This window comes from Micrococcus sp. KRD012 (assembly GCF_017168555.1).
Lineage (GTDB): Bacteria > Actinomycetota > Actinomycetes > Actinomycetales > Micrococcaceae > Micrococcus > Micrococcus luteus.
On the sequence record NZ_JABFBB010000020.1, the window covers coordinates 23,182 to 37,971 of the forward strand.

At 74.8% G+C, this 14,790-nt stretch carries 8 protein-coding genes; 2 read left to right on the plus strand and 6 right to left on the minus strand.

Features of this window, described 5'->3' with window-relative positions; translation table 11 throughout:
• Positions 1–23: 23 nt before the first annotated feature.
• Genes J1M37_RS08265 through J1M37_RS08275 form a run of 3 tightly spaced genes read right to left on the minus strand, consistent with a single transcriptional unit; the run spans position 24 to position 4,657 of the window.
• On the minus strand, positions 24–1,205 hold the full coding sequence (locus tag J1M37_RS08265; protein WP_043279609.1) for an alkaline phosphatase family protein: 1,182 nt from the start codon (positions 1,203–1,205) through the stop codon (positions 24–26).
• On the minus strand, positions 1,202–1,870 hold the full coding sequence (locus tag J1M37_RS08270; RefSeq protein ID WP_036382843.1) for a DUF5998 family protein: 669 nt from the start codon (positions 1,868–1,870) through the stop codon (positions 1,202–1,204). The genes J1M37_RS08265 and J1M37_RS08270 overlap by 4 nt, the downstream gene beginning before the upstream one ends.
• Before the next feature lie 57 nt (positions 1,871–1,927).
• Positions 1,928–4,657: a bifunctional acetate--CoA ligase family protein/GNAT family N-acetyltransferase gene (locus J1M37_RS08275; RefSeq protein ID WP_036382814.1), complete on the minus strand. Its 2,730-nt coding sequence runs from the start codon at positions 4,655–4,657 to the stop codon at positions 1,928–1,930.
• A gap of 48 nt (positions 4,658–4,705) precedes the next feature.
• Between J1M37_RS08275 and J1M37_RS08280 the strand changes: the two genes are divergently transcribed.
• Positions 4,706–7,312: a DNA gyrase/topoisomerase IV subunit A gene (locus J1M37_RS08280; RefSeq protein WP_206452432.1), complete on the plus strand. Its 2,607-nt coding sequence runs from the start codon at positions 4,706–4,708 to the stop codon at positions 7,310–7,312.
• Between the two features lie 10 nt (positions 7,313–7,322).
• Here J1M37_RS08280 and cydC read toward each other — a convergent pair whose 3' ends face one another.
• From cydC to J1M37_RS08295, 3 genes are read right to left on the minus strand one after another with little or no spacing between them, the layout of a single operon-like run.
• A complete protein-coding gene (gene cydC, locus J1M37_RS08285; RefSeq protein WP_206452433.1) occupies positions 7,323–10,838 on the minus strand; it encodes a thiol reductant ABC exporter subunit CydC in 3,516 nt (1,171 codons plus the stop codon).
• Positions 10,835–11,857, minus strand: coding sequence for a cytochrome d ubiquinol oxidase subunit II (gene cydB, locus J1M37_RS08290; protein ID WP_069941358.1), 1,023 nt, complete (start codon positions 11,855–11,857; stop codon positions 10,835–10,837). Before cydB ends, cydC begins: the two co-directional genes overlap by 4 nt.
• A 27-nt stretch (positions 11,858–11,884) precedes the next feature.
• Complete coding sequence (locus tag J1M37_RS08295) at positions 11,885–13,459, minus strand: cytochrome ubiquinol oxidase subunit I (protein WP_069941359.1); 1,575 nt, start codon at positions 13,457–13,459, stop codon at positions 11,885–11,887.
• 285 nt (positions 13,460–13,744) lie between these two features.
• Between J1M37_RS08295 and J1M37_RS08300 the strand changes: the two genes are divergently transcribed.
• The gene (locus J1M37_RS08300; protein WP_206452434.1) at positions 13,745–14,770 is read left to right on the plus strand and encodes a 3-oxoacyl-ACP synthase III; all 1,026 of its coding nucleotides are present in this window, start codon (positions 13,745–13,747) and stop codon (positions 14,768–14,770) included.
• The last annotated feature ends 20 nt before the right edge of the window (positions 14,771–14,790 follow it).

The window sequence follows — 14,790 nt, forward strand, 5'->3', positions numbered from 1 at the left end:
CCGGCCCCGGCCGCGGGGCGGGCTCAGCGGTGCCAGGTGAGCAGCGGGACCTCCCGCTCGGCGCGCGTGGGCGCGCCGTGCTGGCCCACCATCTCGAAGGCGTGCGGGGGCACCCGCCGGCCGTCGTAGAGGGCCAGATCCCCGTGCACGGCGACGAGCAGATCCCCGATGCGGGCACGGACCCGGTCCTCGACGACGGCGCCGAACCAGCCGGCGTCGACGGCCTCGTCCCGCGTGAGCACCCACGCGTGCGCCCCGTAGCGCTCGGCCCAGGTGCGCCGCACCCTCGCGCGCACGTCCGGACCCGCGTCGGACCGGAAGTGCAGCTGCACGAGGCGGGGCTCCCCCGCGGTGTGCGCGATCCCCTCGAGCAGCGCGGGGTCGGCGAGCTCCCCGGCCTCGTCCAGGGCGGCGTAGTCCACGCGGCGCGACGGCGGCACGTCGACCATGCCGTGGTCGCCGGTGGCGAGCACCACCGTCCCGGCGGGCACGCGGTCCACCAGGCGCCGCACCGCCGCGTCGATCTCCTCGAGGGCGTGCAGCCACCGTTCCGAGCCCACGCCGTCCCGGTGGCCGGCCTTGTCCAGCTCGTTGACGTAGAAGTAGACGAGCGTGGGCACGCGCGCGTCCTTCATCACGCGTTCGGCGGCCTGGGCGCGGGCGATCAGGGTGCGACCGGCCACGAACCGGCCGCCACGCAGCCCCGCCCGTGTCAGGGCCGAACGCTCGAAGGCGGGCAGCGAGACCGTGACGGCGTCCACGCCGGCCGCGGCGGCGCGCTCGAACACGGTGGGCTTCGGCTGCCACCCCACCGGGTCGGTGGCCTCGTCCCAGCCGCCCAGCTGATTGATCACCACGTCCCGGTCCGGGTCGAGCACGTCGTAGCCGGCCACGCCGTGCTCCCCGACGTCCAGCCCGGTGCCCAGGCTCGTGAGGGAGGCGGCCGTCGTGGTGGGCACGGCCACCTCGAGGACGCGGCCGCCGTCGGCCATCGCCGAGCGCAGCGTGGGGGCGTGGCCGCCGAAGCGCTTCAGCAGGGACCGTCCGAGGCCGTCCACCAGGGCGACGACCACGCGGCGGCCCGCCGGGACCGCGAGCGCGTTCTCACAGCCCGGGACACCGAGGGCGGCCGCGGCGGAGGTCAGGACGGAGCGCAGGGCACGGTCGGCGGGGACCACGCCCGCGGGGAGGGCGGGCCCCGTCACGTGGTGGCCGCCAGGTGGGCGCGGCGCAGGGCCCGGGCGAAGGCCAGGGCGCCGTCGACGGCCCCCTGCCCGTCGGCGTCGGCGGCGACGCGGATCACGAGGTCCTCGCGGGTGGCGGTGCCGGTGTAGCCGTGGTCGAGGTCGCACTGGGGGTCGGCGCAGCCGGCGGGCTGCAGGTCCAGTCGCTGGCCTCCGGCCCACATCAGCCCGAGGGTCATCTCGGCCACGGGGTCGGACGGCCGGAAGCGGGCGGGGTCGGCGTGGCCGGTGGTCAGGACCACGGAGCCGAGGGCGCGGACCGGGACCATCTCGGTGGAGACCTGGGCGAGGACCGCCTGGCCGGCCGGGTCGGCGGCGTGGTCGTCGAGGTGGACGGCCAGCAGGGTGTCCCCGGCGAGCACGAGGGCCGTGATGTGCCGGTGGATCTCCTCGTAGTCGAAGTGCGTGTCCACGTGGACGAGGTGCGCGTCCGGGGTGCGGCCTTCGAGCTCGACGGCGATGGCGTGCGCCACGAGGTCCGGGTAGAAGCCGGCGCGGACGAGCGAGGCGTCGAGGCCGCCGCTGCCGTCCAGGGTGCGGGCCTCGCGCTGCCGGCCCTCGGCCTCGGGGGCGTCGGGGCGGTGGTCGGGACGGCCGGGCTCGTGACTCCTGCGGAACGGGCTCATGTCCCCCATGCTACGGGTCCGGTGCCGGGCCGTCCGGGCCCGCTGTGGACGGCCCGGTCAGCGGCCGCGCAGCGCGCGCCGGGCCGAGTCGGTGCGGCGGGCCGCGTTGGCGACGTGCACCTCGGCCTGCAGCACCGTCACGCCCTCGGGGGCGGCCAGCACGGGCGCGAAGCGCAGGCGGGCGACCTGCGGCAGGTCGTCCTTGAGGACGCTGACGCGGCCCACGAGGTCCTCCAGCGCGGCGAGGTTGACGGAGGGCACCCCGCCGGTGCCGCGCAGCTTCACGGCGGCGCGGGGGGCGCGGACCATGCGGGCCACGTCCCGGTCCGTGAGCGGGGGCACGCGGTGCACCCAGTCCCCCAGCAGGTCCGTGGCGTCGCCGGCGATGCCGAAGGAGACCACGGGGCCCAGCAGCGGGTCCTCGAGCGCCGTGAGCATGCAGGCCTGGCCGGCGGGGGCCATGGCCTGGACCTCGAGCTCGCGCACGCCGAACGGCGCGAGCAGACGGCGCATGTGCTCGACGTTGCGGCGCAGGGAGTCGGCGTCCACCACGTTCAGGCGGACGCCGCCCAGGTCGAGTCGGTGCCGCAGGTGGGGGTCCACGGCCTTGAGCGCCACGGGGAAGCCGAGCCGCTCGGCGGCCGCCACGGCCTCGTCGGCGGTCTCGAACCGGGCCGAGGGCAGCACGGTGATCCCGTAGTGGCCCAGCAGCGTCTCGGTCTCCTCGTCGGAGAGCCGGACGAGTTCGGTGCCCTCGGCACGCGCGGCGGCCGCCTCCACGAGCTCCTCGGCCTCGTGCGGGTGCAGGCCGGTCGGCTCGAGCGGCTCGCCGACCTCCTGGCGGCGCCAGTGGACGTAGTCCGCGAGCGCGCCGAGCACGGTCATGGCCTGCTGCGGCGACGGGTAGAAGGGCAGACCGGGCTGCAGGGAGCCGGGCTCGGCGTCGTCGTCGACGGGACCGGCGGCGCCGAGCGTGGCCCCGCGGTAGCGCGGGGAGACGACGTCGGTCAGGCAGCCGAGCACGGGGATGCGGGCGTCCCGGGTCGCGTCGGCGAGGGCGTGGGCCAGTCGCTCCGGCTCGTCGTCCGCCTGGTGCAGGCCGAGGCGGGCCAGCACCACGACGGCGTCGGCCTGCTCGTGGCGGACGGCGTCCCGGACGGCGGAGACCAGCGTCTCGGCGGGCGGGGCGATGCCCTGCTCGCTGCCGACGAGGCCGACGGTGGCCGTGACCTCCAGCCCGGCCTCGGCCGCGGCGTCGCGGCCCAGCCGGTCCAGGGCGAGGGAGTCGGCCACGAGGACGACGCGGTGGCCCGTGGGCAGCGGCTGGCTGGCCACGGCCATGAGGATGTCGAGCATGGCCTCGTGCGTGTGGGCCTCGAGCACGCCGGTCTGGTCGAGCATCGAGTCCACGGTGCCCTCGGGGGCCTGGGTGGTGCGGGTCTCGTGGCCCGGGGGCAGGAAGCGCCCGGTGACGTCGGAGCGGACCACCACGACGGGCTTGGTGCGGGAGAGCCGCCGGGCGATGCGGGAGAACTTGCGTGGGTTGCCGAACGACTCGAGGTACACACCGACGGCGGCGGTGTGGGGGTCCGCCTCGAAGAACTGCATGGCGTCGTTGCCCGAGACGTCCGCACGGTTGCCGGCGCTGATCGAGGTGGAGATCCCCACCCCGCGGCGCTTGACGCCGGCGGAGACCATGGCGCCGACGGCGCCGGACTGGCTGAACAGCCCGACGGGGCCGCGCTGGGCCAGGCCCGGGGACGGGGAGGCGTTGAGGCGGATCGCGGGGTCGGTGCGGACCAGGCCGGCCGAGGCCGGGCCGATCACGCGCATGCCGTGGGCGCGGGCGAGGGAGACCAGGCGGCGCTGGGCCTCGAGCCCCTCGGCGCCGGCGTCGGCGTAGCCCGAGGTGAGGACCACGAGGCCCTGGGCCCCGGCCGCGGCGGCCTCGGGGATGAGGGCCTCGACCTCGTCGGCGGGCACAGCGACGACGACGAGGTCGACCGGCTCGCCGATGTCGGCCAGGGAGCGGTGGGCGGTGAGGCCCTGGACGTCCTCGGCGGCGCGGTTCACGGCGTGGACGGCTCCCGTGAAGCCCGCCTCGAGGACGTGGCGCAGCACGAGCGAGCCGACGGCCTGCGGATCGCGGGAGGCGCCGACGACGGCCACGGACGCGGGCTCGACCAGCTCGGCGACGCTGCGGGACTCGGCGCGGTGCTCGCGGGACTCGACGACGGCGCGCCACCGGGCGGTGGGGTCGATGGGGAACTCGACGGCCACGACGCCGTCCTCGAAGCGGCGAGTCACCTCGAAGCCGGACTCCTGGAACACCGAGAGCATCTTGCGGTTCTCGGGCAGGACCTCGGCGGTGAAGCGGCGGATGCCGTTCTCGCGGGCGGCCACGGCGAGGTGCTCCATGAGGATGGAGCCCAGTCCGCGGCCCTGCGCGGCGTCGGAGATGTTGAAGGCGACCTCCGCGGCGTCGGAGTCCCCGTAGCGGTCGTAGCGGCCCACGCCGAGCAGTCGGCCGCCGCGGGTGATCACGAACGCCACCCGGTCCCGGTGGTCCACGTGGGTGAACCGGTCCAGGTCCTTGGCGCTCAGCTCGGACTTGTACGTGAAGTAGCGCAGGTAGATGGAGTTCTCGGACTGCCCGGCGTGCATGCGCTGCAGCTCGGCGGCGTCCTCGGGCGAGATGGGCCGCAGGTGGGCCGTCGCACCGTCACGGAGCACCACATCGGCCTCCCAGTGGGAGGGATATCCGCGGACGGCTTCGGTCTCACCCATAGGATCACTGTAGACAATCCCCGACGCCGTGAGGACTCCCCGACCACCATGATGGCCCGTTCATCCCGTTCCCGCCCCGCCGAGCAGGACGCCCCGCGCCCGCTGCCGCTGGAGCAGGAGAACATCGTCGACGTCGACGTCTCCGAGGAGATGGAGGCGTCCTTCCTCGAGTACGCCTACTCGGTGATCTACTCGCGCGCCCTGCCGGACGCGCGCGACGGCCTCAAGCCGGTGCAGCGGCGCATCCTCTACATGATGGCCCGCATGGGCCTGCGCCCGGACCGCGGCCACGTGAAGTCCGCCCGTGTGGTGGGCGAGGTGATGGGCAAGCTGCACCCCCACGGCGACGCCGCGATCTACGACGCGATGGTCCGCCTCGCCCAGCCGTTCTCCCTGCGCCTGCCCGTGGTGGACGGGCACGGCAACTTCGGCTCGCTCGACGACGGCCCCGCGGCCCCGCGCTACACGGAGGCCCGCATGGCCCCGGCCGCCCTGGCGCTCACCGCGGACCTCGACGAGGGCACCGTGGACTTCGTCCCCAACTACGACAACCAGCTCCAGCAGCCGGCCGTGCTGCCCGCCGCCTACCCCAACCTGCTCGTCAACGGCACCACCGGCATCGCCGTCGGCATGGCCACGAACATGGCCCCGCACAACCTGCGCGAGGTCGTGGCGGGCGCGCGCCACCTGCTCGCGGACCCCGAGGCGGACCTCGAGGCGATCATGGCCCACATCCCCGGCCCCGACCTCCCCTCGGGCGGCCGGATCGTGGGGCTCGACGGCGTCCGCGACGCCTACGCGACCGGCCGCGGCACGTTCCGCATGCGGGCCGCCGTCGCCGTGGAGCAGGTCTCCGCGCGGCGCACCGGCCTGGTCGTCACCGAGCTGCCGTACGGCGTGGGCCCCGAGAAGGTCATCGAGCGGATCAAGGCCGGCGTCGACGCGAAGAAGCTCAGCGGCATCGCCGACGTCGTGGACCTGACGGACCGCAAGAACGGGCTGCGCCTGCAGATCGAGCTCAAGTCCGGGTTCAACCCCCAGGCCGTGCTGGCCGCCCTGTACCGGCACACCCCGCTCGAGGAGACGTTCGGGATCAACAACGTCGCGCTCGTCGACGGCCAGCCGCAGACCCTGGGCCTGCTGCCCCTGCTGCGGGTCTACGTGGACCACCGTCTGGACGTGGTGCGGCGCCGCACCGGGCACCGCCTCGGCAAGCACCGCGACCGCCTCCACCTCGTCGAGGGCCTGCTGCTGGCGCTCGTGGACATCGACGAGGTCATCGAGATCATCCGTTCCTCGGACGACACCACGGCCGCGCGCACCCGCCTCATGGGCGTCTTCGACCTCACCCAGGTGCAGGCCGACCACATCCTGGAGCTGCGGCTGCGCCAGCTGACGAGATTCTCCCGCATCGAGCTGGAGGCCGAGCGCGACGAGCTGCAGGCCGCGATCGCCGAGCTCGAGGCGATCCTCGCCTCCGACGCGCGGCTGCGTGAGGTGGTCTCGGCCGAGCTGCAGGCCGTCGCCGACGAGCACGGCGACGACCGGCGCACGGTCCTGCTCGAGGCCGAGACCGCCGCGGCCCCCGCCGCCGGGCCCGCACCGTCCGGGCCCACCCCCGCCGGCGCCGCGGAGGCCGGGGCGGACCTGATGGTCCCGGACACGGCGTGCTGGGCCCTGCTCTCCACCTCCGGACGCCTGCTGCGCACCGCGGACCGCACGCCGATCGCCCCGCAGGGCCGGCGCCGCAAGCACGACGCCTTCGCCTCCGTGGTCCCGACGACGGCCCGCGGTGAGATCGGGGCCCTCACCTCCGCCGGCGCGCTGCACCGCCTCCAGGCGGTCGACCTGCCGGTGGCCGGCGAGCCGTCCGCGGCCCCCGCGATGACCGCGGCCGTCCCCGCCGCGGAGCTGGTGCCCCTGGCCAAGGGCGAGACGCTCGTGGCCCTGGTCCCCCTGGACGCCGTCCTGGCGCTGGGCACCGCCCACGGGGTCGTCAAGCGCGTCCGGCCGGAATGGCCCCTGAACCGCCAGGTCGTCGACGCCGTCGCCCTGAAGGACGGCGATGCGGTGGTCGGCGCCGCCCCCGCCCCGGACGAGGCCGACCAGCTCGTCTTCCTCACCCGCACCGGCCAGCTGCTGCGCTACGCCGCCTCCGCCGTGCGCCCCCAGGGCCCGGCCGGCGGCGGTGTCGCGGGCATCCGGCTGGCCGCCGGGGACACGGTGCTCGCGTTCGGGGTGGCCCCCGCCGCCTCCCTCACCGAGACCGGTGCGGACGCCGCCGCCCACCCACGGCCCGCCGTCGTGGTGACCGTGACGGACGGCGAGGCGGACGTGCTCGGCTCCGCCCCGGGCTCCGTCAAGGTCACGCCGCTCGGGGAGTATCCGGCCAAGGGCCGCGGCACCGGCGGCGTGCGCGCCCACCGGCTGCTCAAGGGCGAGAGCGGCCTCGAGCTCGGCTGGATCGGCGCTGCGCCCGCGCTCGCGGCCTCGCGGGCCGGGGTGGCCCGCGCGCTGCCGATCGAGTACGGGCGTCGGGACGGCTCGGGCGTGCCCGTGGACCAGCGCATCGAGGCCGTCGGTGCCGGCGCCTCCCCCGACCTCGTCTCGGCCCCGCCCGCCGAGGACGACGCCGTGGCCGTGTCCGCGGACTGATCAGGGGGCCTCAGCAACCGACCCGCACAGGGACGTCACCGTCCTCGAGCAGCCTGCCGTCATGGGTGACGATCACGACGATCCTGTCTGCCAGAGCCCGGCGCAGATCCGTGATGAGGGCGCGTGCCTCGTCGGCGTCCACGTGTGCGGTCGGCTCGTCCAGCAGCACGACATCGGCGCGGGCCACGAGAGCCCGGGCCACGGCCAGGCGTTGACGCTGCCCGCCCGAGAGCCGCTGCCCGCCAGGGCCGACGCGCGTGTCCAGGCCCTGCGGTGCCGCGGCCAGCCACGGACCCAGTCCCACCAGCTCGAGCGCGGCGGTGAGCTCTGCGTCGGACGGGGCGTCCGCGACGCCGCGGGCCAGGGCGAGGTTGCCGCGCGCCGTGGAGTCGAAGATCAGGGCGTCCTGCGGGGTCCAGGCGACCCGGGCCAGCGCCGTCGCGTCCGGGCGGACCGGGTCCGGCTGGGGCGTCGGGGGCACGGTCTCGAGCGTGTACCGGCCGGCGGTCAGGGGCAGGAAGCCCAGCAGCACGGCCAGCAGGGTCGACTTCCCGGATCCGGAGGGCCCGGTGACGACGGCGACGTCCCCGGGGGCCAGGTCGAGTTCCAGGTCGGTCCACAGCGGCGGCGCACCGGGGTGGGCGAAGGCGGCCTCGACCAGGCGCAGGCGGCACACCCGTGCCTCCGGCTCTGCGGCCTCCGCCGGCTCAGGCGGCGCCGCGGCAGCTCCGCCCTCCTCCGGGCCGAGCAGCTCGCCGGTCGCCCGCGCCCGATCCGCCAGGGTGCCCCAGTGCTGGGCGGCGGCGGCCAGCGCCCCATAGGGCTCGGCCCAGGAGAGTGCGAGCAGCACCACCAGGGCCGCGACCGGCGCTGAGGTGCCGGTGTGGGCCGCCGCGGCCGCCGCGGCCACCGCGATCCCCCCGGAGGCCGCGACCGCCAGCGCCCGGCCCCCGCCGGCGGCCCACGCGGCCCGACGGCGGGGACGCTGCAGCCGGTCGTCCAGCACCGCCAGTCCCCTCAGCGCAGGCTCGGTCAGCCCCAGCCCGCGCAGGTCCCCGGCCGCGTTCAGCACGGCGGCCACACGGTCGACGAGCGCGCCCTGCCCTCGCACCTGGGCCGCGGTCTGGCGGCGGTCCAGGACGGCGACCAGCGCGGGGATCACCACCAGGGCGACCGCCCCGGGCACCAGGGCCACGACCGCCAGCTCCGGGGCCAACGCCCAGGTCAGGGCGGCGGTGGCCAGCCAGGCGAGCAGGGCCGCCGGGGCAGGCACGAGCACCCGGGGCACCGCGTCCCGAAAGGCGTCCACGTCCGAGACCAACAGGGACAGGGCGCCGTCGGTCCGGCCCACCCGCCCCCACAGCCGGGGTTGACGGCCCAGCGCGTCCCACAGGCGCAGCCGCAGCTCCGTGGCCCAGCCGAACACGGCGTCGTGGGTGGTCAGCCGGTCCAGGTAGCGGAACACGGCCCGGGACAGGCCGAACCCGCGCACCAGCACGATCACGGCCAGCAGGTAGAGCACCGGCGGCCGCGTCGAGGCGGTGACGATCAGCCAGCCGGACAGTGCCGCCAGCAGTGCCGCGGACACGTGGGTCCCGGCGGCCCAGCCGATGCCGGCCCAGAGCTTCGGTTGCCGCCACGGCAGCAGCCGCAGTCCGGCCCGCAGCGAGACCTGTCGCGGGGTGACCGGCTCCGGCCGCGCACGCCCCTGGGCGGCGGCGACCGGCATAGCCGTGGCCGGGGATCCGGCGGTCGGACCGGCGCCGGGGGCCAGCCGGACGATGGCGTCGGCGGCCGTCAGCAGGGTGGGATCGTGGGAGGCGGCCAGCACGGTGCACTGCGGCGTGCTCAGCCCGGGCACCGCACCGGAGGGCAAGGCCGCGAGGGTCTCGACGACGACGGCGGCGACGGCGCCGTCCAGGTGGGCGGTGGGCTCGTCCAGGAGTACGAGCCACGGGCCGGTCCCGTCCGCGGCGTGCAGGCGGGCCAGGAGGCGGGCGACCGCGACCCGCCGGCACTCCCCCGGACTCAGATCGGCCGGGTCCCGCTCCTGGAGACCCTCGAGCGCCACGGCGGCCAGCACGGCGGAGCGAACGGGACCGGGCAGCGCACCCCCGGCGGCCAGGTCCAGTTCGCCGGCGACCGTGCGCTCGGTCAGCACGGGGTGCTGCCCGATCCAGAGGGTGCGTTCCGTGTCGACTCCGGCGACCCGGCCGGTGGCCTCGGCGGCGTCCTGGCGCAGCAGGCCGGCCAGCAGACGCAGGACGGTGGACTTGCCGGTGCCGGAGGGCCCGGCCAGCGCGGTCAGGCGACCCGGGAGCGCGCTGAGGTCGAGCCCCCCGAGCACCTGCCGTCCGGCCAGCCGAACGCTCAGGTCCCGAATCACGACGCCGCCGTCCCGGTCCGGCCCGGAGGCCGGCGCGAGCGTCTCGAGCACGGGAGCCGGGACGGGGGCGTCGGCCGCGGCCCGGGCGCGGGACTCGGCCTCGCGGCCGTCCTCGGAGGCGTGGTAGGCCGCGCCGACCTCGCGCAGCGGCAGGTAGACCTCGGCGGCGAGGATGAGGACCACCAGGCCGTCGAGAAGCGTCATCTGCCCGTTCACCAGGCGCAGTCCGATGAACACCGCCATGACGGCCACGGACAGGGAGGCGATCAGCTCGAGGGCGAGGCCGGAGAGGAATGCGGTGCGCAGCGTGACCATCGTGGCCGCGTGGTGCCGCTGGGAGACCTCCTGCAGAGCGCGGCGCTGGACGCCGGCCCGGTGGAGTCCGACGAGCACCGGCAGGCCGCGGGCGAGCTCCAGCAGGTGCCCGGCCAGCCGGTCGAGCCCGTCCTGGGCGGCGTCGATGCGCTCCTGGGTGTGGCGGCCCACCAGGATCATGAACAGGGGAACCAGTGGCAGGGTGATGGCGGCCACCACGGCGGAGACGAGGTCGTGGGTGAGGATCCACACGCCCAGGGCCGCCGGGACCACGGCGGTGGCGGCCAGCGCGGGCAGGGCTTCGGTGTAGTGGTCGTCCAGGCTCTTCAGGCCGTGGGTGACCAGGACGGCATCGGCGCCGGAACGGGGGCGTCCGCCGTCGGCGGCGGCCAGCCGTTGGGCGACGACGGCGGCCCGCACCTGCTGCTGGGCCCCCAGCGCGGCACGGCGGCCCACCACGCGCTGCCCCGCCTCCGCCAGGGCACGCAGGGCCACCCCGGCCGCCCCGAGCAGCACGGGGCCACTCAGGGTCTGCGCGGCGGGCACAGGGCCCACGGGGGCCGGCGGGTGGAACAGCAGCTCCAGCAGCCGGGCGGAGTCCTCGGGGTCCAGGGTCATCGCCAGGCCGGTGATCAGCCGGGCCAGGGATTCGGCGAGCAGGATCCAGCCGAGCGCGCGCAGCACGGCAAGGGCCAGCAGGGCCGGCAGGGCGCGACGTGCCGCCGGGGTCATCGGGGGCCGGGCCCGACGGGTCCTGCCCGGATGCGGCCCGGCCGCCGAGGCGGAGCGCTCGACGGCCGGGGCGGCGGGGCGGCTGGGGCTCACAGCGGCTCCACCAGGTGGGCCTCCGGGATGTGGGTGTCGGCCAGACGGCGGCGGAACATCCAGTAGGACCACCCCGTGTAGGCCAGCACGATGGGCACGAAGATCAGGGAGATCACGGCCATCAGGCCCAGGGTGTAGGGACCGGAGGAGGCCAGCTGAGCGGTGAGGCTGAACTGCGGGTCCACCGTGGAGGGCAGCACCACCGGGTACTGGGTGACCATGAGCGCCGTCCACGCCAGCACCAGAAAGAGCGTCAGGGACGTGAAGGCCAGGCCCTCGCGGCCGGCCCGGGCGGCCACCACCGACGCGGCCACCGCCACGACGGCCAGCACCAGCAGCGCCCAGGTCCACGGCCGGTCGCCGCGGGCCACCACGAGCCCGGCCCAGACCAGCAGCGGCAGCACGGCCAGCGGGGTCCACGTGGACAGGAAGCGGGCCGCCGACCGGCGGGGGACGCCGTCGGTCTTCAGACCGATGAACGCCCACGCCTGCGCGAGGGAGAAGCCCACCACGGCCAGACCACCGAGCAGGGCCGGGCCGGTGACCCACACGAAGGGGCCGCCCACCCGGTCCCCGTTGGCATCCAGCGGCAGGCCGGTCGTGGTCAGCACGAGCAGCACGCCGGCCATGAAGGCCGCCAGGAAGGAGCCGATGCCCAGGGTCCAGGTCCAGATCTCCCGGCCGGCGTCGGTGGCGGCCTTGCCGCGGTACTCGATGGACACCGCCCGCAGGATCAGACCGAACAGCATCACGAGCATCGGCAGGTACAGGGTGGAGAACACCGCCGCGTACCAGAACGGGAAGGCCGCGAACATGGCTCCGACGGCGGTGATCAGCCACACCTCGTTGCCCTCCCAGACGGGGCCGATGATGTTCAGCAGCACCCGGCGTCGTGGCTCGTCCCGCGCCCAGAAGCGCACGAGCATGCCGACCCCGAGGTCGAAGCCCTCGAGGGCCAGGTAGCCGAGCCAGAGCACGGCGATGATGACGTACCAGTAGACGGGAAGGATCTCAGCCATGGTCGTGCTGTCCTCTCTGCGGGCGGGTCAGTAGGCGAACGCGAGCACGTCGTCGCGGTCGCGCTCCTGCTCGTCGGAGTGCTCGGCGGCGGTGAGCTCCGGCATGGCGGCCGGGACGCCGCCGCGGACGAACCGGGTCAGCAGGAAGACCTCGACGCCCAGCAGCACCGCGTAGATCCCGACCAGGACGATCAGGGACACCAGGACCTCCTCACCCGTGACCCCGGGCGAGACGGCGGCGGCGGTGAACATGTACACCTGATCCACGCCCATCGCCGGGTTCGGGTACACCACGAACGGCTGCCGGCCCATCTCGGTGAACACCCAGCCGGTCATGTTCGCCGCGAACGGCGCGCCGATCGAGGCCACGGCCAGGCGCATCCAGCCGCGGGAGGCCGGGACGGTGCCGCGGCGGGAGAACCACAGCGCGCCCAGTGCCGCGAGCGCACCGAGTCCGCCGAAGAGGATCATGAGCCGGAAGCCCCAGTAGGTGACCTCCATCAGCGGCAGATAGGAGATCTCGCTGCCGGCGCGGTCGCCGTAGAGCTCGGAGTCGGGCAGGTGCGTGCCGTACTTCTGCTCGAACTCCGGCAGCAGGGTGTTGATGCCGCGCACCGGCGTGGTGAAGTCCTCGTACGCGAGGTAGGAGAGCAGGCCCGGCACCTCGATCACGCCCTGGACGTCCTCGCAGGTGGTCGCTCCACCCGAGCGCACATCGCCGAGGGTGAGCACGGAGAACGCGGTGCCGTCGTGGCAGGCGGCCTCCGCGGCGGCCATCTTGGTGGGCTGGAAGTGGATCATCTGCTGGGCCTGGGCATGGCCGGAGAATGCGGTGCCGACGAAGCCGATCAGGGCGACGGCCGCCCCGGCGCGCAGCGAGGTGAGCCAGACGCGGTGGTCGGTGCGGTCCCGGGCGGCGGTGCCGGCGTCGCCGACGACGACCAGGCCCGCCTCGTCCACGACGTCGATGCCGTCCCGGCGGCGCTTCCACAGGTGGTACCAGGCGATCCCCACGAGGAAGCCGCCGGCCACGGCCCAGGAGCCGAAGATGGTGTGCGGGTAGTGGGTGAGGACGATCGGGTTGGTCAGCACGGCGCCGAGGTCGTTGAGCACCGGGCGGCCGTCGACGACCTCATAGCCCACCGGGTGCTGCATGAAGCCGTTGGCCACCATGATGAAGTAGGCCGAGAGGTTGATCCCCAGCACCGCGCACCACAGGGCGGCCAGGTGGAGTCTGCGCGGGATCCGGTCCCAGCCGAAGATCCAGATGCCCAGGAACACCGATTCCAGGAAGAACGCGATGAGCGCCTCGAGGGCCAGCGGCGCCCCGAAGACGTCCCCGACGAACCGGGAGTACTCCGACCAGGCCATGCCGAACTGGAACTCCTGCACCAGCCCGGTGGCCACGCCCATGATGAAGTTGATCAGGAACAGCTTTCCCCAGAACTTCGTCATCCGCAGGTAGTGGTCCTTGCCCGTGGCGACCCAGAGGGTCTGCAGGACGGCGACGACGAGGCCGAGTCCGATGGTCAGCGGGACCATGAGGAAGTGGTAGACGGTGGTGATGCCGAACTGCCACCGTGCGAGTTCGAGGGGATCCACGAGGCTGCGCTCCTGAGACAGGCGTTCGACCGCGACAACGCGGTCGCTGGATACCACCACCCTAGTCAGTCGGACGTCTCAGTCGGACGTCGTGACATCGCCGGACGGCGCCGGGCCGACGACGCCCTGACCGTGTCCGCGGACTGGCCCGGCCCGGGGCGACCCTGTTCGCCTCGGGCCGATCGACGCCCCCGATGGGCGCCCCGCCCGACCCCTCCGATACAGTGGGCTGTCGTCTCACCGCAGGTGAGCGCCCCCTCCCCGACCCCCCGCAGATTGGTCCTGGTGACGAACGTGTCCGGCAACGCCAGCTACGAGTACTCCCGCGCCGCCCTCCTGGCGGTCACCGAGGTGGAGGCCCCCGTCGAAGTCACCTCGCAGGACCTCGACGACCAGCTGGCGGAGGTGCTCACCCGCCTGCGCCTGCCCGGCTCCCTCCTGGAGCGGGTGGCCGGTGTGCGCAGCCGACGGAACTGGGACGAGACCGAGGACTTCCAGGAGGCCGCCGCCCGCGCCGGCGTCGCGGCCCTGGAGCAGGCCGGCGTCCCCCGGGAGCGGGTGGGCCTGCTCGTGAACACGTCGGTCACCCGGGCCACGCTCGAGCCCTCCGTGGCCGTGCGGATCCACCACCTCATGGGGCTGCCGACCTCGGCCACCAACTTCGACATCACGAACGCGTGCCTCGGGTTCGTCAACGGCCTCATGCTCGCCTCCACCCTGGTGGACGCCGGCCAGATCGACTACGCGGTCGTGGTCGCCGCCGAGGACGCCTCGAAGGTGCAGGCCGCCACCGTGGCCAACCTGCACGCCGAGACCACGCACCGCGGCAACTTCATGGAGCAGTTCGCGTCCCTGACGCTGGGCTCCGGGGCCGCCGCCGCCGTCGTCGGCCGCATCGAGGACCATCCGGACGCCCACCGGATCGTCCGCGGGATCACCCGCGCCGGCACCGACCACCACGGCCTGTGCGTGGGCGACCACCACGGCATGTACACCGACTCCACCGCCCTGCTCAAGGACGGTCTCGAGCTCGTGATGGACGCGTGGCACGACGTCCCGGCGGAGTGGGCGTGGCCGGAGGCCGACCGGTTCATCACCCACCAGGTCTCGCAGATGCACACCGACGCGATCGCGGAGTCCGCCCACCTGGACCCGGCGCGCATCCCGACGACGTTCCCCACGCTGGGCAACGTCGGCCCGGCGTCGCTGCCCATCACCCTCGTGCGGGAGATGGACGCCCTGGAGGACGGGGACACGGTGGTCTGCCTGGGCGTGGGCTCGGGTCTGAACCTGGCTCTTATACACATCTGACGCTGCCGACGACTAGCCGA

Excerpts from the sequence above, each read along its gene's own strand:
- cydB (WP_069941358.1), bottom strand. The coding sequence starts at position 11,857 with ATGGCTGAGATCCTTCCCGTCTACTGGTACGTCATCATCGCCGTGCTC.
- J1M37_RS08270 (WP_036382843.1), bottom strand. The coding sequence starts at position 1,870 with ATGAGCCCGTTCCGCAGGAGTCACGAGCCCGGCCGTCCCGACCACCGC.
- J1M37_RS08275 (WP_036382814.1), bottom strand. The coding sequence starts at position 4,657 with ATGGGTGAGACCGAAGCCGTCCGCGGATATCCCTCCCACTGGGAGGCC.
- J1M37_RS08280 (WP_206452432.1), top strand. The coding sequence starts at position 4,706 with ATGATGGCCCGTTCATCCCGTTCCCGCCCCGCCGAGCAGGACGCCCCG.